Origin of the sequence: Allobosea sp. OK403, from assembly GCF_900113835.1 — a bacterium.
Taxonomy (GTDB): domain Bacteria; phylum Pseudomonadota; class Alphaproteobacteria; order Rhizobiales; family Beijerinckiaceae; genus Allobosea.
In genome coordinates this window covers 84,083-103,143 of record NZ_FOQV01000004.1, presented here as the reverse complement: position 1 = coordinate 103,143, position 19,061 = coordinate 84,083, and the positions used below count along the sequence as shown (strand labels likewise).

Annotated in this window: 20 protein-coding genes and 1 tRNA gene; 2 read left to right on the top strand and 19 right to left on the bottom strand. The window is 64.6% G+C overall.

Annotated features, from left to right (window positions below):
• Nucleotides 1-269: 269 nt before the first annotated feature.
• Both BMZ97_RS16575 and BMZ97_RS16570 read right to left on the bottom strand, forming a co-directional pair.
• Nucleotides 270-491, bottom strand: coding sequence for an addiction module antidote protein (locus tag BMZ97_RS16575; RefSeq protein WP_092171744.1), 222 nt, complete (start codon nucleotides 489-491; stop codon nucleotides 270-272).
• 208 nt (nucleotides 492-699) lie between these two features.
• Nucleotides 700-784: transfer RNA gene (locus BMZ97_RS16570), tRNA-Leu, on the bottom strand.
• A gap of 232 nt (nucleotides 785-1,016) precedes the next feature.
• On the opposite strand from BMZ97_RS16570, the gene BMZ97_RS16565 reads away from it, so the two are divergent.
• Together BMZ97_RS16565 and BMZ97_RS16560 are read left to right on the top strand one after the other, a co-directional pair.
• The gene (locus tag BMZ97_RS16565; RefSeq protein ID WP_092171742.1) at nucleotides 1,017-1,628 is read left to right on the top strand and encodes a YqaA family protein; all 612 of its coding nucleotides are present in this window, start codon (nucleotides 1,017-1,019) and stop codon (nucleotides 1,626-1,628) included.
• A gap of 10 nt (nucleotides 1,629-1,638) precedes the next feature.
• Nucleotides 1,639-2,163, top strand: coding sequence for a disulfide bond formation protein B (locus tag BMZ97_RS16560; RefSeq protein ID WP_092171739.1), 525 nt, complete (start codon nucleotides 1,639-1,641; stop codon nucleotides 2,161-2,163).
• A 37-nt stretch (nucleotides 2,164-2,200) separates the two neighbouring features.
• Here BMZ97_RS16560 and BMZ97_RS16555 read toward each other — a convergent pair whose 3' ends face one another.
• The 17 genes from BMZ97_RS16555 to BMZ97_RS16475 all read right to left on the bottom strand — a co-directional run bounded on the left by BMZ97_RS16555 (nucleotide 2,201) and on the right by BMZ97_RS16475 (nucleotide 19,046).
• A complete protein-coding gene (locus BMZ97_RS16555; RefSeq protein ID WP_092172454.1) occupies nucleotides 2,201-3,433 on the bottom strand; it encodes an amidohydrolase in 1,233 nt (410 codons plus the stop codon).
• 85 nt (nucleotides 3,434-3,518) lie between these two features.
• Entirely contained in the window at nucleotides 3,519-4,076 is a 558-nt protein-coding gene (locus BMZ97_RS16550) for an HNH endonuclease (RefSeq protein ID WP_069693314.1), read from the bottom strand.
• A 262-nt stretch (nucleotides 4,077-4,338) separates the two neighbouring features.
• Nucleotides 4,339-5,223, bottom strand: coding sequence for a 3-hydroxybutyryl-CoA dehydrogenase (locus tag BMZ97_RS16545; RefSeq protein WP_092172451.1), 885 nt, complete (start codon nucleotides 5,221-5,223; stop codon nucleotides 4,339-4,341).
• A gap of 149 nt (nucleotides 5,224-5,372) precedes the next feature.
• Nucleotides 5,373-6,317, bottom strand: coding sequence for an electron transfer flavoprotein subunit alpha/FixB family protein (locus BMZ97_RS16540; protein ID WP_092171736.1), 945 nt, complete (start codon nucleotides 6,315-6,317; stop codon nucleotides 5,373-5,375).
• Entirely contained in the window at nucleotides 6,317-7,066 is a 750-nt protein-coding gene (locus BMZ97_RS16535; RefSeq protein WP_092172448.1) for an electron transfer flavoprotein subunit beta/FixA family protein, read from the bottom strand. Before BMZ97_RS16535 ends, BMZ97_RS16540 begins: the two co-directional genes overlap by 1 nt.
• 155 nt (nucleotides 7,067-7,221) lie before the next feature.
• Entirely contained in the window at nucleotides 7,222-7,917 is a 696-nt protein-coding gene (locus BMZ97_RS16530) for a rhomboid family intramembrane serine protease (RefSeq protein WP_092171734.1), read from the bottom strand.
• 188 nt (nucleotides 7,918-8,105) lie between these two features.
• Complete coding sequence (locus BMZ97_RS16525) at nucleotides 8,106-8,681, bottom strand: cob(I)yrinic acid a,c-diamide adenosyltransferase (RefSeq protein ID WP_092171731.1); 576 nt, start codon at nucleotides 8,679-8,681, stop codon at nucleotides 8,106-8,108.
• Nucleotides 8,682-8,865: 184 nt separating this feature from the next.
• Entirely contained in the window at nucleotides 8,866-9,456 is a 591-nt protein-coding gene (locus BMZ97_RS16520) for an acyloxyacyl hydrolase (RefSeq protein WP_092171728.1), read from the bottom strand.
• Between the two features lie 182 nt (nucleotides 9,457-9,638).
• Nucleotides 9,639-9,827 (bottom strand): twin transmembrane helix small protein, encoded by a 189-nt coding sequence (locus tag BMZ97_RS16515; protein ID WP_069688739.1) that lies wholly within the window; start codon nucleotides 9,825-9,827, stop codon nucleotides 9,639-9,641.
• Between the two features lie 126 nt (nucleotides 9,828-9,953).
• Nucleotides 9,954-10,826 carry an ABC transporter permease gene (locus BMZ97_RS16510; RefSeq protein WP_092171725.1) on the bottom strand — a complete coding sequence of 291 codons (873 nt, stop codon included), beginning with the start codon at nucleotides 10,824-10,826 and terminating at the stop codon, nucleotides 9,954-9,956.
• Nucleotides 10,823-11,872, bottom strand: a complete 1,050-nt coding sequence (locus BMZ97_RS16505; protein WP_092171723.1) for an ABC transporter substrate-binding protein — start codon at nucleotides 11,870-11,872, stop codon at nucleotides 10,823-10,825. Before BMZ97_RS16505 ends, BMZ97_RS16510 begins: the two co-directional genes overlap by 4 nt.
• A 30-nt stretch (nucleotides 11,873-11,902) precedes the next feature.
• Nucleotides 11,903-12,961 (bottom strand): ABC transporter ATP-binding protein, encoded by a 1,059-nt coding sequence (locus BMZ97_RS16500; RefSeq protein WP_092171720.1) that lies wholly within the window; start codon nucleotides 12,959-12,961, stop codon nucleotides 11,903-11,905.
• A 4-nt stretch (nucleotides 12,962-12,965) separates the two neighbouring features.
• Nucleotides 12,966-13,784 (bottom strand): ABC transporter permease, encoded by an 819-nt coding sequence (locus BMZ97_RS16495; protein WP_092171718.1) that lies wholly within the window; start codon nucleotides 13,782-13,784, stop codon nucleotides 12,966-12,968.
• A gap of 328 nt (nucleotides 13,785-14,112) precedes the next feature.
• Nucleotides 14,113-15,345, bottom strand: a complete 1,233-nt coding sequence (locus BMZ97_RS16490; protein WP_092171715.1) for a metal-dependent hydrolase family protein — start codon at nucleotides 15,343-15,345, stop codon at nucleotides 14,113-14,115.
• Between the two features lie 385 nt (nucleotides 15,346-15,730).
• Nucleotides 15,731-17,014 (bottom strand): glycosyltransferase family protein, encoded by a 1,284-nt coding sequence (locus tag BMZ97_RS16485; RefSeq protein WP_092171712.1) that lies wholly within the window; start codon nucleotides 17,012-17,014, stop codon nucleotides 15,731-15,733.
• Nucleotides 17,015-17,163: 149 nt separating this feature from the next.
• Nucleotides 17,164-17,934 carry a polysaccharide deacetylase family protein gene (locus BMZ97_RS16480; RefSeq protein ID WP_092171710.1) on the bottom strand — a complete coding sequence of 257 codons (771 nt, stop codon included), beginning with the start codon at nucleotides 17,932-17,934 and terminating at the stop codon, nucleotides 17,164-17,166.
• Entirely contained in the window at nucleotides 17,931-19,046 is a 1,116-nt protein-coding gene (locus tag BMZ97_RS16475) for a glycosyltransferase family 4 protein (protein WP_175525597.1), read from the bottom strand. The genes BMZ97_RS16480 and BMZ97_RS16475 overlap by 4 nt, the downstream gene beginning before the upstream one ends.
• Nucleotides 19,047-19,061: the final 15 nt, after the last annotated feature.

Here is a 19,061-nt window from a genome sequence, read left to right as displayed (position 1 = left end):
CTTCCTCGTTCATTGCGAGCCGTAAATGGGAGCGGCCTCACCAATATTTTTTACTTTTGACGGCTCGGCATTCGGCACGGCCGTCAGTTTGCTACAGTCAGGGCATGGAAAGCGGTGCGCGACCCGTCTGGAAAGCGCCTCAATGATTTTTGCATTGAATTCGGTGGTAATCGATCGCTCCTACCAATCTATGCAAGCGTAGGTTGATGAGGTTGCGCTTTCGCCGTCAACTCAAAATGTTGAGCGCCTTCAACATCGCGATGGTGTTTTCAGGGTCGGCCGTTCTCGCTGAACGAACGATAGAGTTGGTCGGGCGAAACGCCCGCATCTTTCGCGATCTGCGCCTTACCTCTGGCTCGCGCAACCATGCCGAGGGCGTGCGCCATGTATCCGGTATCTTCCGACGCGAACGCTTCCGCCATGAAGGCCGCAATGGCTTCATCGGAAGCAAGCCCCTCTGCGGGGTCGAAGATGGTCAGTTTTTCGGCCATGTCATTCGGTAATGGATGCGCCGTTCGCTGATGCCCCTGCCGAGGTGCTCAACATCGCCCACGTGCCCATACGCCAGCGGTCAAGCCGCACGAAGATCACGCTTCGGGCGCTAGGCGACTGACCCATGTGCGTGAAAGCGTCTATCGACCGCTCAAATCTCCATGCCCTTCAATATGTTGGGAGGCATGAAAATGGCAGGAAAAGCTGTGGTGCCCCTGGCCGGAATCGAACCAGCACTCCTTGCGGAACTCGATTTTGAGTCGAGCGCGTCTACCAATTCCGCCACAGGGGCCCTTGCAGGCGGGCGGGACTATAGCGATCGAACGCGCGCGGTCAATGCGTCTGCTGCGTCGCGCGAAATTGCATATGACCCTGCGCAAACGCATGGACGAGTGAACAGCGCCACCACTACAGCATCGGACCGAACATCGTATTCGGTCCGATGCTGTAGCTCTTTGATGTTGCATCCGCTTCCTCGGAAAACCGCATTCCACTTTTCGGGCCGATGCTCTACTAAACCCGCCATGATCAAGCGCCTCTATGAATGGACCATGTCCCTCGCCGCCCGGCCGCGCGCCGAGCTCTGGCTCGCCGTGGTCGCCTTCGTCGAGAGTTCGTTCTTTCTGATCCCCGCCGATGTGCTGTTTGTGCCGATGGCGCTGGCCCGGCCGACCCGGGCCTATCGATTGGCCCTGATTGCGACGGTTTTCTCGGTGCTCGGTGGCATCGCGGGCTATGCGCTCGGCTATTACGCCTTTGAAGCGCTGGCGCGGCCGGTGCTCGCCTTCTACGGCAAGCTCGGCGCATTCGAGGCGCTGCGCGCCTGTGCCGGGCCCGACACCACGCTGATCCTGCTGACGACCTCGGGGCTGGCGCATCTGCCGCCGATCAAGGTGGTGACGATCCTGGCCGGAGCGGTGCATATCGGCCTTGGCTTCTTCATCCTGTCCTGTGTGCTGGCGCGCGGCGCGCGCTTCTTCGCGCTTGCCTTCCTGCTGCGCCGTTTCGGCGAGACGATCCGCCATTTCATCGAACGTCGCTTGAAAGTGATCGCTGTCGTCGCGGCTGCAGTGCTGATTGCGCTTTATTTCGGCCTCAAGCTGGTTGCAGGTTCGGGGCAGCTTCTCTCCTGCTGAGCGCCTTGCCATGACAAGTTCGACCCTCGACCGACCCAGCGCCGATAGCTCGGTCTCGCCGGCCCGCGTGATTCTCCTGATCGGGCTCGGCTGCCTCGCTTTGATCGCGGGCGCCTGGTTCTTCGAGCTGGTCCTGGGCCTGCAGCCCTGCAAGCTCTGCCTCGAGCAGCGCCTGCCGCATTACGCCGCGATCGGGCTCGCCACCGCGGGGCTGGTGCTGGCGCGTTCGCTTCGGCTGCAATGGCTGGTGCTGCTCGGGCTTGCTGGATTGATGGCGTGGAGCACCTGGCTCGGTTTCCACCATGCCGGCGTCGAATGGGGCTGGTTCGCCGGTCCCACCGATTGCGCCGGCGCTGCGCCGACCGCTGTCGGCGTGCAGGATTTCATGAAGCAGCTGCAGACGGTGAAGGTCGTCTCCTGCACGGAAGCCGCCTGGCGCTTCCTGGGCCTGTCGCTCGCCGGCTGGAACGCGCTTGCTTCGCTCGTGCTGCTGGTCGCAGCCTTGTTTGGGCTGGCGCGGGCACGGAGCGCCTGAGGCGCTCCGTGGCACTAGGCTTGAATTGGGACGGCGCTCAGGCGGCTGCGGCCTGCCAGCCCTGGCCGAGTTCTTCGCTGACGACATTCACCCAGTAGCGAACGCCGTCAGGGATGATGGCGTCGTTGAAATCATAGCGCGGCGTATGCAATCCGGCGAAGGAGCCGTCCGCCGCGACGCCATTGCCGATCCGCATGAAGGCGCCGGGCTTGACCTCCATCATCTCGGCGAAGTCCTCGCCGCCGGTGCCGGGCCTGATCGCACCATTCACATTGGCCGCTCCGACCGAACTGGTCGCCGCCGCGACCGCGACCGCGACCTGGTCGGGCTGGTTGAGCAGGGCGCGCGGTCCGCGATGATAGGACGCCTCGGCGGTGCAGCCCCAGGCTTGGGCGGTGGCCTCGGCGAGCTCGGCGATGCGGCGTTCGATCAAAGCGCGGATCTCGGGCGAATAGCTGCGGGCCGTGCCGCCGATCCTCAGTTCCGACGGAACCACATTGGAGGCTTCCGTCGAGCCGGAATGGATATAGCCGACGCTGATCACGGCGGTGTCGAGCGGCGGGACGTTGCGGCCGACGATGCCCTGCAGGCCGAGCACGAAATGGGCCTGGGCATAGGTGATGTCGGTGGAGAGATGCGGCTGAGAGCCGCCATGACCGCCGACGCCGCGGAAGGTCACGGCCCAGCTGTCGGCTGCGGCCAGCATCGGGCCGTTGCAGGTGCCGAAATGCGCGACGGGCATGCCCGGCGTGTTGTGCAGGCCGTAGATCGCGTCGCAGGGAAAGCGCTCGAACAGCCCGTCCTTCAGCATTGCGACCGCCCCGCCACGGCCTTCCTCGGCCGGCTGGAAGATCAGGTGCAGCGTGCCGCCGAAATCGGGATGGGCGGCGAGATAGCCTGCGGCGCCCAACAGCATCGTGGTGTGGCCGTCATGACCGCAAGCATGCATCTTGCCAGGATATTGCGAAGCGTAGGGGAGGCCGGTCTCCTCGTTCAGCGCGAGGCAGTCCATGTCGGCGCGTAAGCCCACGGCACGCTGGCCGGCTCTGCGGCCCCGGATGACGCCGACGACGCCGGTGCCGCCGATACCCTCGGTGACCTCCACGCCCCATTCGCGCAGCTTGGCTGCGACCAGTGCGGCGGTGCGATGCTCCTCCAGGCCAAGCTCCGGATGGGCATGGATATCGCGCCTGATCGCGGTCAGTTCCGCATGGTGCTGATCGAGCCACTGGTCCAGAGCGGTCTTGTGGTCCAGGACAGTCTTGGTCATCGTCATCCTCGGCTTGATCAGCGGCGTCCGCGCGCCTGATTGTGCCGTGGATACAAGACGTTGCCTGGCCAGCCGTCAAGCCGGCTCACGGCTCCAGCTCGGAATCCCAGTAGAGATAATCCAGCCAGCTCTCATGCAGGTAATTCGGCGGGAAGAGCTTGCCGTTGCGGTGCAAATCATTGACCGTCGGCGCGTAGGGCTTCTGCGTCGGGAACATCTCGATCGCCGCCGGCATCTTGTCACCCTTGCGCAGATTGCAGGGCGAGCAGGCCGCAACGACGTTCTCCCAGGTGGTGAGGCCGCCTCTGGAGCGCGGCACGACATGGTCGAAGGTCAGATCCTCGCGCGAGGTGCAGTACTGGCAGGAGAAGCGGTCGCGCAGGAATACGTTGAAGCGCGTGAAGGCCGGCGTCCGCGACGGCTTGATATAGGTCTTCAGCGAGACGACCGAGGGTAGCTTCATGTTGAAGCTCGGGCTGCGCACCACGGTGTCGTATTCGGAGACGATGTTGACGCGATCCATGAAGACCGCCTTGATCGCGTCCTGCCAGCTCCACAGCGATAGGGGATAATAGCTCAGAGGCCGGAAATCGGCATTGAGCACGAGTGCCGGACAACCGTCCGGCGACGCCATCGGATGCATCACATGCGCCGTCAAACCCGCCGCACCTCCGCTAATCGGAACGGGACGAATCCCGTCACATGATCAATGTAAGCGCGAGACGACAGGAATGTGAAGAGGATGCGGCGTTAAGGCAGTCGGCAATAGGCAGTCGGCAGTGGCGAAGACGCGTAACGGAGACGATTGTTGCCGGCGCGGCGCGTCCCGGAAAAGGCGAAAGCCTCCCCGCGCGCGCCTTACATCGCGATTGCCGACTGCCTATTGCCGACTGCCCAATGCATCCTCAGCGCGTCGGAACCGGCTTCTCGCCGCGATAATCGTAGAAACCGCGCTTGGTCTTGCGGCCGAGCCAGCCGGCCTCGACATATTTCACCAGGAGCGGGCAGGGGCGGTATTTCGAGTCGGCGAGCCCGTCATGCAGCACCTGCATCACCGACAGGCAGGTGTCGAGGCCGATGAAGTCGGCAAGCTGGAGCGGGCCCATCGGATGATTCGCGCCGAGCTTCATCGCAGTGTCGATCGCCTCGACCGAGCCGACACCCTCATAGAGCGTGTAGACGGCCTCGTTGATCATCGGCAGCAGGATGCGGTTGACGATGAAGGCCGGGAAGTCCTCTGAGACCGAGACGGTCTTGTGCAGCTTGCCGACGAATTCCTTGGCGAGCTCGAAGGTCTGGTCGTCGGTGGCGATGCCGCGAATCAGCTCGACGAGCTGCATCAGCGGCACGGGATTCATGAAATGGATGCCGATGAAGCGCTCGGGCCGGTCCGTTGCCGCCGCCAGTCGCGTAATCGAGATCGAGGAGGTGTTGGAGGCCAGCATCGTCTCCGGCTTGATATGCTGGCAGACGGCGGTGAAGATCTTGCGCTTGGTTTCCTCGCTCTCGGTCGCGGCCTCGATGATGAGGTCGCAATCGCCAAGCCCCGACAGTTGCGGCGCGGCGAGGATCTTGGCCATGGCGTCGCGGCGAATCTCGTCACCGATCGCACCCTTGGCGACCTGGCGCGCCATGTTGCCGTCGATGGTGGCGAGCGCCGCCTTGATCCGGTCCTCGGCGAGATCGTGCAGCCGGACCTCGAACCCGGCCACGGCCGCGACATGGGCGATACCGTTCCCCATCTGGCCTGCGCCGATGATGCCGATCGTCCTGATCGCCCTGTCCGACATGGTCTGATCCATCTTTGGTGGCACCGCTTTCACTTCGAAAGCCGGTGCGGGCCGCCTTGACGGCAGCCCGGTTGTCATGTGTTGGCCGGCGCCAGCCTGGTCGCCGGCTTCCCTGTCAATCTACTTGATCAATCGATTTGCCGCGCCTGCTATTTGCCGAGCTTGGCAAGCTCGGCTTCAAGCTCGGGCATGATCGTGAAGAGATCGCCAACGAGGCCGTAATCGGCGATCTGGAAGATCGGCGCTTCCTCGTCCTTGTTGATGGCGACGATGACCTTGGAGTCCTTCATGCCGGCGAGATGCTGGATCGCACCGGAAATGCCGACCGCGACATAGAGGTCGGGCGCCACGACCTTGCCGGTCTGGCCGACCTGCCAGTCATTGGGGGCGTAGCCGGCATCGACCGCGGCGCGCGAGGCGCCCATGGCCGCGCCCAGCCTGTCGGCGACGGGCTCGATCACCTTGGTGAAGTTCTCCGCCGAGGCGAGCGCGCGCCCGCCCGAGACGATGATCTTGGCCGAGGCGAGCTCGGGACGATCGGATTTGGCGACCTCCTCGCCCTTGAAGCTGGAAACGCCGGGATCGCCCACGGCGGAGATGGTCTCGACGCTGGCCGAGCCGCCTTCGCCAGCCGCCTGGAAGGAGGCGGTGCGGATCGTCATCAGCTTCTTGGCTTCGGAGGACTGCACCGTCTGGATGGCGTTGCCGGCATAGACCGGGCGCTCGAAGGTGTCGGGCGAGACGATCTTCATCACATCCGAGATCTGCATCACGTCGAGCAAGGCGGCGACGCGGGGCAGCACGTTCTTGCCACCGGTCGTCGAGGGCGCGACGACGGCGTCATAGCCCTCGGCGAGCTTGGCGACGAGAGCGGCGAGCGGCTCGGCAAGGCCGTGGCCGTAGATCGCGGCATCGGCTAGGAGCACCTTCTCGACGCCGTCGAGCTTGGCTGCCGCATCGGCCGCGCCCTTGGCGCCTTCACCTGCGACGAGGATATGGACGGGAGCGCCCAGCGCCTTGGCGGCGGTCAGCGCCTTGGCGGTGGCGTCCTTGATGGTGGCGTTGTCGTGTTCTGCAATCAGCAGCGTGGCCATCACAGCACTCCCGCTTCGTTCTTGAGCTTGGAAACCAGTTCGGCGACGGAGCCGACCTTGACGCCGGCCGAGCGGCCCGCCGGTTCACGCGTGTTCAGCACCTTGAGACGGGGGGCGACATCGACGCCCAGCGCCTCGGCCGAGGTCTCGTCGAGCGGCTTCTTCTTGGCCTTCATGATGTTGGGCAGCGAGGCGTAGCGCGGCTCGTTAAGGCGCAGATCCGTGGTGACGATCGCCGGCAGCTTGAGCGAAACCGTCTGCAGGCCGCCATCGACCTCGCGGGTGACGTCGACCGTCTCCGCCTCGAGCGCGACCTTCGAGGCGAAGGTCCCCTGCGGCCAACCGAGCAGGGCCGCCAGCATCTGGCCGGTCTGGTTGCAATCGTCGTCGATCGCCTGCTTGCCGAGGATGACGAGCTGCGGGCTCTCCTGCTCGACCAGTTTCTTCAGGAGCTTGGCCACCGCCAGCGGCTCGACCACGCCGTCGACTTTGACCAGGATGCCGCGATCGGCGCCCATGGCGAGCCCGGTGCGGATCGTCTCGGCGGCCTGCGCCGGACCGATCGAGACCACGACGACCTCGGTTGCCTTGCCGGCTTCGCGCAGCCGCAGCGCCTCTTCGACCGCGATCTCGTCGAACGGATTCATCGACATTTTCACATTGGCAAGCTCGACGCCCGAGCCGTCCGCCTTCACGCGGATCTTCACGTTGTAGTCAACCACCCGCTTCACGGGCACAAGGATCTTCATCGTCAAATCACCGTTCGGGAGAGATCAGTTGCGGGGCCGCGCCGCGTCAATCGGCGGGAAGGCGGCATCGCGGCTCTCGGCTGGAATGCGGAGGGACCGTAACGACGCCCGTTTGCGCTTGTCAACGCCGCAGGCGGGGCGTGCGAGAGCCGTCTTCACTTGCGTACCGGGCGGCCGAACAGCGCCACGCCGCGATGGATGAAGATCGGCGTCAGCGCCGCACCAGTGCCGAGCCCGCCGAGATGAGCCCACCAGCCGACATGGCCTTGCGGATCGAGAATCGCCGAGACGATCTGAAACAGGATCCAGCCACTGAGCGCATAGAGCGCCGTGATGTGCAGCGGGATCCAGTTGAAAGCCAGGCCCCAGATCCGGACGCGCGGATAGAGCATCAGATAGGAGACGATCACGCCAGAGATCGCACCGGATGCGCCGATCAATGGCTGGTCCGAGGCGGGGTTCATCAAGGCGTGTGTCAGCGAGCCGGCGAGCCCGCAGATAAAGAAGAACAGCAGGAAGCGCAGATGCCCCATCGCATCCTCGACATTGTCGCCGAAGACCCAGAGGAACAGCATATTGCCGCTGAGATGGGCGAAGCTGGCATGCAGCAGGATGTTGCTGAACAAGGTCAGCCAGACCGGCGCCTGCAGCAGATCAGTGGGCAGTTGCGCCGTGCCGAACAGCACAGATGGGATCAGCCCGAAGCCGGCTGCGACCGCGATCTGGGCGGGCTCGCTTCCGCGCAGCCACATCAGCAGGAAGAGGCCTATGCAGGTTATGACCAGGCCATAGGTAACGTAGGGTGCGCGCATGAAGCGCAGCGGGACGCCATCATGCAGCGGCACGAACATGGATGCGTCCTATCAAGCGCCGCAGCGGGTTTCGTTGCTGCGGGATTCTTGTGAAAAACCGGCTTCGATTTTTTCGCATCGTGCCTCTAGAGCATTTCCGCGTTTCTCCGAATCGCGGAAATGCTCTACCTCCTTGTTTTATCGCATTTTCTTCACGCGAACCGGTATCCACTTCGCTCGAAAATGCTCTAGCGATTCTGGCCCGGCACCCAGAGTACGTCGCCCCGCGCCTTGGCATTGAGGAAGCGGGAGGCGACGAAGAGGAAATCGGAGAGGCGGTTGATGTATTTCAGGGCGGGTCCGGCCACGGCCTCGCCCTGGGCGAGTTCGACCATCAATCGCTCGGCGCGGCGGCTCACGGTCCGTGCGAGGTGAAGATGAGTGGCGGCTGGTGTGCCGCCAGGCAGAACGAAGGAGCGCAGCGGCTCCAGAGTGGCGTTAAGCTGGTCGATCTCGGCCTCGACCCGGTCGACCTGGATCTGCGCGATGCGCAGCGGCTCGAAGGCGAGTTTCGTGCCGGTGTCGGGCGTCGAGAGGTCGGCTCCGAGGTCGAACAGGTCGTTGCTGATGCGGCCGAGCATGGCGTCGACAGCGGCGTCCTCGGCTGCCGCGTGCAGCCGGGCCATGCCGATGCAGGCATTGGTCTCGTCCACCGTGCCATAAGCGGCGACCCGCAGGTCGAATTTCGGCCGGCGCGGCCCGGTGGTGAGGCCCGTTGTGCCGTCGTCGCCGGTGCGGGTGTAGATGCGGTTGAGCTTGACCATCGACGCGTTATAGCGCGACGCTGACCGAGCGAAAGGGCCTGCATGCGGCAATCGCGCCGCTAGATCACGTCGCATTCGGACGGAACCGTCCGAATGGGAAAAAACGCGATCGATTCCTAGAGTTCAGAGCATTGCTCTAGCGAAAAACCGGTGCCCAGTTTCTCGCGCAATGCTCTGGCCATTCTCAGAAGGTGTAGCCGAGCTTGGCGCCGAAATTGGCCGGGCCGCGCGGCTTGTCGCGGTCGGAGCAGCCGGCCGTGCTGAAATGCTCCAGCGTCGCGACCAGGCTCCAGCGGTCGTTGAGCCGCAGGCCGAGCGCGGCGGCTTCGCGCGAACCGCTGTTGCAGCCGACATTGAGGCGGTTCTCGGGAACGACCACGCCGGTCTTGCCGTCATTGAGGGCGGCGCCCAGGCTGGCCTCGACGAAGACCGCCTTGGTCAGGTCGACGGTCCAGGTCGCGCCGGCATAGGCATAGCGCGTGCCGTTGAAATTGATGCTCGAACCGAGATGGAAGCGCGGCACGAAGGCTGCGGAGAAGCGGTCGTTCAAGGTCGCGACGCGTGGCGTGACGACCTCGCCGCTGAAGTTGAGCAGGCCGCTTTCGCGCCCGCTCGGATTGGCGGCGGCGGCGCCGATGCGCGCTTCCCATGAGAGCGAGGGCGTCTCGGTCGCAGGAGCGTAGCTGGAAACACCGGCCGGGAGAGGCTGAGACTGCGCCCAAGCGGGGGCGGCTGCCATCATTCCGGCGAGGACCAACAATGCAACGCGAACCATGGGGGACTTTTCTTGTTGTCGGCGGAACGGCGTTAGTGAAGCGCAGAGACTCGTGTCCGGAATATGGCAGTATTGCGGCAAAGGTCGTGTCGGAGCCGCGCCAGCCGAGACGAAATTCTGCAAAATCAATCGCTTAGAGAAAGGCAAACAAAGCGGGGATAGCTTCGGGCGCGACGGCCGTATCAGCCGCTGCGCCACCACATGATGCCGAGGATGACGAGGATCGCGATGAACTGCAGGACCACCCTGAGCCGCATCAGGTTCTGCGACGTGCTGGGGCTGCCGCCGCGCAGCATGTTGGCCAAGCCGAGCAAGAGGACGATCGCAACAGCGCCGACCGCGACGGGAACGAGAGAGGCGGATAGGTTCATGGCCCATGATCTAGTGCGCGGCAGGCCACTTGGCCAGCCGCCTCAGAGCCGGAATCTGAATCCGGCTCTGATCTATGAGTTAGAGCAGGATGCGAAAAACCGGTTCCCACTTTTTCGCATCCTGCTCTAGCGATAGCGCCGCTGCACGATGAGATGGGCTGCGACCGTCAGCACGATCGTGGCGGTCATCAGGATGAAGGAGATCGCGCCGCCGAAGGGCCAGTTGTTCTGCTGTGCGAACTGGCCATAGACCAGCGGGCCCATCATCTGGAATTTCGGCCCGCCAAGCAGCACCGGCGTGGCATAGGCGTTCATCGCCAGGATGAAGGTCAGGATCGTGCCGGCCAGGATGCCGGGCAGGGCGAGCGGCCAGAGCACGCGGCGAAACATTGCTGCGGGGCCGGCGCCAAGGCTGAAGGCGGCCTCCTCGACGTTGCGGGGAATGCCCTCGATCACGCTCTGCAGCGTCAGCACCATGAAGGGCAGGTTGACCGCGACGATGCCGATCAGCACGGCGTTTTCGGTGTACATGATCTCGAGCGGATGGTTGATCAGACCCAGCCCCATCAGCGAGGCGTTGAGTGCGCCCTTGCTGCCGAAGGCGGTCATCCAGCCCGCCGCGCGCACTGCATTGCCGACGAAGAGCGGCAGCACGACGAGCATGATCAGCAGGTTCTTGAAGCGGCTTTCCATGCGCGCCAGCACATAGGCCAGCGGGAAGCCCATGATCAGGCAGGCGACCGTGCAGATCACCGCGACGCGCACCGTGCGCAGCAGCACGTTGAGGTAATAGCTGTCGGTGAAGAACTTGATGTAGTTCTCGATCGTCAGCCCATCGACCATGAACTGGCCGGGGATGAACTGGTTCAGCGAATAGCGGAACAGGATCGCGATCGGGCCCAGGAGCCCGATCGCAACGAAGATGGTTGCCGGCACGACAAGCGCGCCGGCAAGGCCGGTGCGGGCGCCAGCGACAGCCTCTGGAGCAGCAGTGCTCACGCCTTGAAGACCTTGTCCCACCACTCCTTCATGGCGGAATCGTTCTTGGCGAGGAAGGCGTAGTCGAGATCCTTGAGGCGCTTCTCTTCCTCGGGGGTGAAGCCGATGCGCTTCTGCAGATCGGGCGCGACATTGAGGCCGGTGACGGTGCCGTTATAGCCCATGTCGACGGCGAAGGCCTCCTGGGGTGCCTTCTCCAGCATCGCGTTCATATAGGCGTAGGCGTTGTCCTTGTTGGGCGCGTTCTTGGCGATGACGAAGCCCGAGACATAGGCCGGGATGCCCTCGACGGGCGAGACCGCCTCGCAAGGGATGCCGGCGTTCTGCCACTGCACGACGCGCGCCTTCCAGATCGCGCTGATGCCGATCTCCTCGTTCTTCATCGCGGCGGCGAAGGCCTCGTTGGTCGGGTAGACGCGCCCGCCCGCCTTCTTCACGGCGAGGAGAACCTCCTTGGCCTTGTCGAGGTCGTTCATGTCCTTGCCGCCGGTCGCGGCCATCGAGGCCGCGATGAAGATCGACTGGTACTGGATGTCGATGAAGCCGATCTTGTCGCCCCATTTCGGATCGAGCCAATCCTTGAAGCCGGTCGGCGCCGGCGTGATCAGCTTGGGATTGTAGATGACGACGTTGCCCGAATAGATGTGCCCGATGCCATAGGGGTATTTCATCGTCGGCAGCAGGTTCTTGGCGTTGGGAATCTTCGAGTAGTCGAGCTGCTCCAGGACGCCCGCCTCGTTCATCTCGAACATATTGGCGGCCGAGAGGCCCTGCACGTCGACGGTGCCGCGCGGCAGGCGCTTTTCAGCAGTCATCTTGGCGCGGCGCGGGGCGTCGCCCGCCTGGTCCTGCACGATCTCGATGCCCTTGGGCTTCAGGATCGGCTCGTCGATGTTCTTGGTCAGGAGGCGGGCATAGTCGCCGCCCCAGGTGCCGATCACGACCTTGCCGCCGGCTTGCGCAAAGGCATGGTGGCTCATGGCCGGGGCCAGCACTGCGGCGCCGGCCAGGCCCTTGATAACGGTCCGCCTATCGATCTTGGTCATGGTTGAAGTCCCCTGTTTTCGCCTGTTTGGTCAGGCTTCGCGCGGATAGACCAGCCCGGCGTCCTGCGCCCAACCGATCGTGATGGTCTCGCCCGGCTTCGGCTCGGCCACGCCGGCCCGGTTCGGGATCTGCAGCAGCATGCGGTCATGCTCGGACAGGCTGACATGGATGTCGAGCAGCGCGCCGAGATAGGAGGCGTGTTCGACCCTGGCCTCGTAATGATTGGGGCAACCCTGCGCCTCGCCGCCGACGGCGATCCGCTCGGGCCGCAAGGCGAGGGTGGCGGATCCCATGCCGGTCGCGGCTGTGCAGGCGATGTCGAGCCCGCCCTTGGTGCGGAAGCGGCCATTGCCCGCGATCTCGCCGTCGAGGAAGGCGCTGCGCCCGATGAAACCTGCGACGAAACGATCGGCGGGCTTCTCATAGAGCTCGCGCTGGGTGCCGATCTGGCGGACCTGGCCCTTTTCCATGACGACCAGCCGGTCGGCCATGGTCAGCGCCTCTTCCTGGTCATGCGTGACCATGATGGTGGTCAGGCCCAGCTTGCGCTGCAGGTCGCGGATCTCGACGCGGACCTCCTGCCGGAGCTTGGCATCGAGATTGGAGAGCGGTTCGTCGAGCAGGAGCACGTCTGGCTCCATGGCGAGTGCGCGCGCCAGGGCGACGCGCTGCTGCTGGCCGCCTGAGAGTTGGCGCGGATAGCGCCCATCGAAGCCGGTGAGCTGGACGAGCCGGAGCGCCTCGGTGACGCGCGTGCCGCGCTCGGCCTGCGCGACCTTGCGCATCTCCAGCCCGAAGGCGACGTTTTCCGCCACCGTCATATGGGGAAAGAGAGCGTAGCTCTGGAAAACCAGGCCGCAATTGCGCTTCCAGGGCGGCAGCGCCGTGACGTCGCGCTCGCCGATGCTGAGCTTGCCGGAGCTCGGCGGCACGAAGCCCGCGACCATGCGCAAGGTCGTGGTCTTGCCGCAGCCGGAGGGGCCGAGCAGGACGAGGAACTCGCCGTCGGCGATGTCGATGGTGACATCGTCGACGACGGTCAGGTCGCCATAGGATTTGCGGAGATGCTCGATCGAAAGCCGCGCCATTGTTTCAAACCACCCGGCTCAGCTTGACGTAACGATCCGTGACGACCATCGCCACGGCGATCAGGACGATCTGGATCAGCGAGGCCGCGGCCACGGTCGGATCGATCTTCCATTCCAAATATTGCAGGATCGCGATCGGCAGCGTGGTGCGCCCCGGTCCAACGAGAAACAGGCTCATTTCAAGATTGCCGAAAGAGGTGACGAAGCCGAACAGCCCGGCCGCGACGATGCCGGGTCGAATGCTCGGCAAGGTGACGCGCCAGAAGGTGGTGAGCGGGCCGGCGCCGAGATTCTGCGCGGCCTCCTCAATGGTGCGGTCGAAACCGGCGAGGCTTGCCGTGACGAGCCGGACGACCCAGGGAATGACCACGAGCGTATGCGCGGCGATCAGGCCGCCGAGCGAGCCCAGAACCGGCAGGCCCGTGGCGATCTCGGTCTCGATCTGGAAGACATAAAGCGCAGTGCCGAGCACGATGCCGGGCATCACCAGCGGCAGCAGCAGGAGCGTGTTGACGGCGGGGCCGAGCGTGATGTGGTGGCGCACCAGCGCCAGGCTTGCGGGCACGCCCAGCGCCAGCCCGATCAATGTCGCCAGCACGCCGACCTGGAGGCTGAGAATGAAGCCGTCGATGAATGGCTTGTTAGTGGCCGCGGCGGAGAACCATTTCAGCGAATAGCCCTCGGGCGGGAAGGAGGGGATCTCCTGCCGGAAGAAGGCGAGCCAGGTGACGAAGATCAGCGGCAGCAGGATGAAGCCGAGCGAGAGGCAGGCGGCTCCGTTGAGCGCGACACGACTGAGGCTCGGGCGGGCGGCGGCGCTCAAGCCGGCGCTCCGAGGCGAGGCCGAGCCGCTATGGGGGCTTGCTGTGCGGAGCTTGCCGCAAGCTGTCTCTCTTGCACGCGTGCCTGGCCTGCCACCACCTTATCCCGCCTCCCGATCCAAACCGGCCGCAAGCTGCGGTTCCACTTACAAACAGTCAAGATTGTCTTTCTCTATCCGTCGCATCGTTTGTCCCTATTCGTTGCGAGCGGACATCACGCTTCCCGGAGCGGTTTCCGATCCGATTGGATCGGAAACCGCTCCGGCTCTTTGTTCTGACGCGTTTTCTTCACGCGAACCGATACCCACTTCGCTCGAAAACGCTCTAGCCTCAATGCAGCGTGTTCTTGTGGAACGCGCCGCCCTTCATGATCATCGCCAGGTGCTTGCCCTGTTCCTGGAAGAGTCCGAGGTTCTTCAGCGGGTCGCCATCGACAAGGATCATGTCGGCGAAGGCTCCAGCACGGAGCGTGCCAAGCTTGCCCTCCATGCGCAAAAGCTGCGCGCCGATCGTCGTTGCCGAGCGAATGATCTCGATGGGGGAGAGCACCTCGCTGCGCAGCAGGAATTCCCTGGACTGCTCGACCTGGAGCTGGCCGAGCAGGTCGCTGCCATAGGCAACAGGCACGCCGGCGCGCTTGCAGATCTCGAGCGAGCGCAGGCCGCCATCGATGACGAGATCGTTCTTGGCGAGCATGTCGCTGTTCATGCCGAATTCGGCGGCGCGTTCCTTCATCGCATAGTAGGCGACGAGGTTCGCGGTCAGGAACATGCCATTCTCGGCCATCAGCTTGGCCGAGGCGTCGTCGATCAGATTGCCGTGCTCGATGGCGCGGACGCCGCATTGGGCTGCACGCGTGATTGCCTCGGGCGTATAGGCATGGGCGCAGACATAACGGCCGAAGGCCTTGGCTTCCTCGACCGCCGTCTTCACCTCATCGACGCTGAACTGCATGGAATCGAGCGGGTCGTAGGGTGAGGCGACGCCGCCCGACATCATGATCTTGATGTGGTCGGCGCCGAGCCGCATCTGCTCGCGCACCGACTTCTTCACCGAGGAGACGCCGTCGGAGACGTTCATGGTGTAGGCCATGGCGTTGCAGCAATGGCAGCGCGCGCCGAAATCGGTGCGCCGGCGCGGGTCGCTATGGCCGCCGGTCGGGCCGATTGCCGCACCGGCGATGAACAGGCGCGGAGCCGCGACATCGCCCTTGTCGACCGCTTCCTTGATACCCCAGTCAGCGCCGCCGGTGTCGCGCACGGTGGTGAAGCCGCGGTCGATCATGCCCTTCATCAGGCGGACGGCGCGCGCCGTCATCAGCGTCAGCGGCATGCTCTCCATGGCGCGGATATAGACTTCGGAGAGGAAGACATGGACATGGCTGTCAATCAGGCCCGGCATCAGCGTGCGGCCGCCGCAATCGATCACATCGGCATTCGCGGCCTTGATCGGCTTGTCCTGGAGTTCGCGGATCGTCTCGCCATCGACCAGGAGTTCGTAGCCTCGGCGCAGCTCGCCATGATCGGGTTCGAGCAGGGCGAAATTCTTGAAGTGCAGCGCCATCGCAAAATCCTTCCCTAGAGCCGGATGATTTCAGATGGGCTCACGAAGTGATCCCATCTGAAATCATCCGGCTCTCGCCAAAGAGTTAGAGCAGGACCAATGCGAAAAACCGGTTCCCACTTTTTCGCATCCTGCTCTAGGAGCGCGCGCACGAAGCGCCGTCCTCCTCCGATGGCTGATATATTGAGAAGTTTACTCCGGCCTGTCTACGCACTTGCGATGAGTCGTGACGGCGGTTTTTGCAGGACGGGCCGGCTCCTAGCCATGGCTGCCGGCAGGCAGGCACTCCCGAGCATTCTCAGCTTGCTTTTGCGATCGGGCCGGGCTCGGGTGCGCGCTTGGAGTTGATCGGTTTTGCACGCTTGCGCAAAGCGGGATGGGCCTGTCAGCTCACCACAGCGGCGTTTTGCGCCAGGATTCTGCCGCGGACCGGCATCGAGAGATCGTCGGCGAGTGCGCGGGCGACGGCCGGCAGGCCGTCGAGCAGGCTCGGGACGAAGGCCTGGGAGGGCGGCACGCGTTTGGGCAAGGCATGCAATGCGGCGGCCATCACCAGCGGGTCGCGCGCGCCCTCGCCGTTCTGCGCCGGATCATGCAGGACATCGATCAGCTTCAGATGGTCGGCGCGCTCGGCGCGGATCGCCTGTTCGAGCCGCGGCTTGACGCGCGGCACGATCAGCGCCGGTTTGTCGAAGGAGAGGATCTCGCAGAAGGTGTTGTAACCGCCCATCGCGACGACGCAGTGGGCGCGGTTCATCAGCAATTCGAGGCGCGGCTCGAAACCGAGGCTTTCCAGCTTCGGAATACGGGCGATGCGCTCGGCGAATTCCTTGCGGCGCTCGCGCGACATGAAGGGACCGAACACGATCAGCGCCGGCAAGGCGATAGTCGGGTCGGCCTCGTAGGCGGAGATCACCCAGTCGATCACGCCGGCCCCGTCGCCGCCGCCGCCGGGCGTCACCAGGATGAATGGCCCCTTGGTGATGCGCGGATAGCGGTTGGGTGGCATTGGGCTCGGCACGGCGCGCTTGAGATAGCCGGTATAGCGGATCTTGTCGGCGAAGAGGTGCTGGTTCGGCAAGCCGGCAAGCGGCTGGTAGATGCTCTCCAGCCCATAGACGAAGATGTCGTCATAGACCTGTTCCAGCGCTTCGATCGCTCCGGTATGGCGCCATTCCTCATAGAGCTTCGTCGGCTCGTCGAGCACGTCGCGCAGGCCGAGCACGATGCGCGCGCCGCGCCGGCGCAGGACTTCGAGCGCCGGGATCAATTCGCCGCGCAGGCCGACCGGCTCCTTGTCGACGATGACCACGTCGGGATCGAAGGAGAGCACGACCTGTTTGATGATGTCGGTGCGCAGACGGATCGTGTCGGTGAGGTCGAGATTGAGATGATGAGGCCCATAACGGCCGTCGCTCTGCTTCTCGACGCCGGGGATGCGGACATAGTCGACGCCGTCACCGAACTGGAAGCTCGAGATCACCGACGAGCCGGAGACGATGATCACTGATATATGAGGATAGTTGGCCACGAGCGAATTGGCGATCGCCCGGCAGCGCCGGATATGGCCAAGGCCGAAGGTGTCGTGGCTGTAGATCAGGACGCGCGGCGCATGGGGGTCTCGCGGCGCGCGCTCGACGCCGGGGAGGTCGACGACGTTGAAAGACATGACTGCGTCGTCCTCCGCAGAAAGGCCAGACGACCCCCGTGGAGAGGACGAACGCACCCGGGAATGCAAGATAGGATCATAGCGTGGCGTCCGCTTCGATCCAAGTCCGCTCTTCAGGGCAACGAACGCCCCAAGCCGGAGTGCCGCATTTATGCGGCACTCCGGTCCGAAAACAACCGCTCCGGATCGGTGGTCACGATAACGGGATGCGCCGTGAGCGTCGCAAGCAGGGTTTGCAAGGCGGCCCAGGCGGTCTCGTCATGGTCACGGTGGTGCAGCAGCAGGCCGAGCGTGTCTGTGCCCTCCAGTTGCTGGCGCCGCGCCGCGAGCTGGTCGCGGATCTCCAAGGCCAGGGCCTGCAAGGAGCGGCCGATCCGCCCGCCATGCCAGTCCATCACGTCGATGTCGCTGTTGACCAGAGCCGGGCCGTCGCCGCCGAGCCCGAAGCCGCGAAAGCAGGACAGGCCGGTGAGGCCGAATTCCGGCAGAACCCGTGCCAGAGCGGGGTCGATGCGGTTCCAGGGCGGCACGAAGACGGGCAGCACGGAGGCCCCGAGCAGATCACCGAGCCGCTGCCGTCCGGCCGCGATATCGGCCGCAGCCTCAGCGCGCGGGCGTTCGGCGCCGAATTCGGATTTCTTCATACCCGCGGTGGCGTGGTTCTGGTGCCTGCAGCCATGTTGGCAAGGCAAGAGCGAGGGGGCCGCCCGCAGCGCCGCGGCCAGAGCCGGCTCGGCCAGAAGCGGGATGACGGCCAGGAGCACGGGCAAGGCGAAGCGCTCGCTCAAGCCGGCGAGACGGTCGAGCGCCGGGCAGGGGGCGACAGCGTCGTCATCGCGCAGCCAGAGTCGGATGGGCCTGTCGGCCTCGTTCCAGCAATCGAGCTCGGCGAGAAGTTCGTCCAGGGATGTATCGCTCATGGCATCGCCCTTTGGCGAGCCGATGCGATGCGCGCAAAGCCTTGTGCCAGGATGGCGCTGGCCGTCTCCAAGGTGCGCTCGCTCCTGACGAAGGCTGCGGCGGCGCGGCTCATTCTGGCGCGCAGGGCCGGGTCTGCGAGCAGCCGAGACAGCGCCAGAGCGAGTGCCGCTTCGTCGTTCTCTGGTGCGAGGAAGGCGGTTTCATCCGGCTTGACGGTGTCGGGCACGCCGCCACTGGCGAAGGCGATGACGGGGAGGCTGGCGGCTTGCGCCTCCAGATAGACCAGCCCATAGGCCTCGCCGAGACCGGGCCAGATGAAGATGTCGTGGCTTGCGAGTTCAGCCGCGACCTGGTCATGGGCGAGCGCCCCCAGCCAGGTGACGCGGCCCGGCGGCAAAGCGGCGAAAGCCTGCTCGACCTCGCTGCGCAACGGCCCGTCTCCGATCACGGTCAATGTCCAGGGCTTGTCGGCGAGCTGCAGCAATGTGCGCGCCAAAGCGAGGTAGCTCTCATGTTTCACGCCGGCGCGCATCATTGCGACGGTGACGAGGCGTGGCGGGCCGGGTTGCGGCTTTGGCTGCGGCGCGTCGGCATCGAGCGCGATGAAGGGTGGGAAGGCGAGGAACTGCGTGCGCGCTCCGCACCAGAACTCGACACCCATCCGGTCGCGTTCTGTGAAGCAGAGATGCAAATCGGCGGCCCCGAAGCTGGCGCGCGCCAGCGCGACATGCTGCGCCCATTCCCCCTTGGCGCGGCGCTCCGAACCGCTCGCTTCCGCGACGACATAGGGGATCGAGAGATGCTCGGAGATGGCGGGCCCGAGCAGATCAGGCGCCTTGTAGTAGCTGTGATAGGTGAACCAGAGGTCGGGAGGCGCTGCTCCCGCGCGCCAACTGGCGGCAAGAGCTTCGATCTTCGCCACCGCCTGGGTGCGGTGGCGTTCCAGCAGGCCGGGATCCGACGTCTTCATGTAGGAGCGCGCATCGCGCACGGGCTCGACGACATGGCCGAGCCGTTCCAGGGCGGTTGCGATCTGCCGCGCCATGCGCCTGTCGCCGGAGATGCGGCCGTCCTCGAAGGCGTTGAGCGGCGTATGGAAGGCGATGCGCACCGCGTGGTGCTCCGC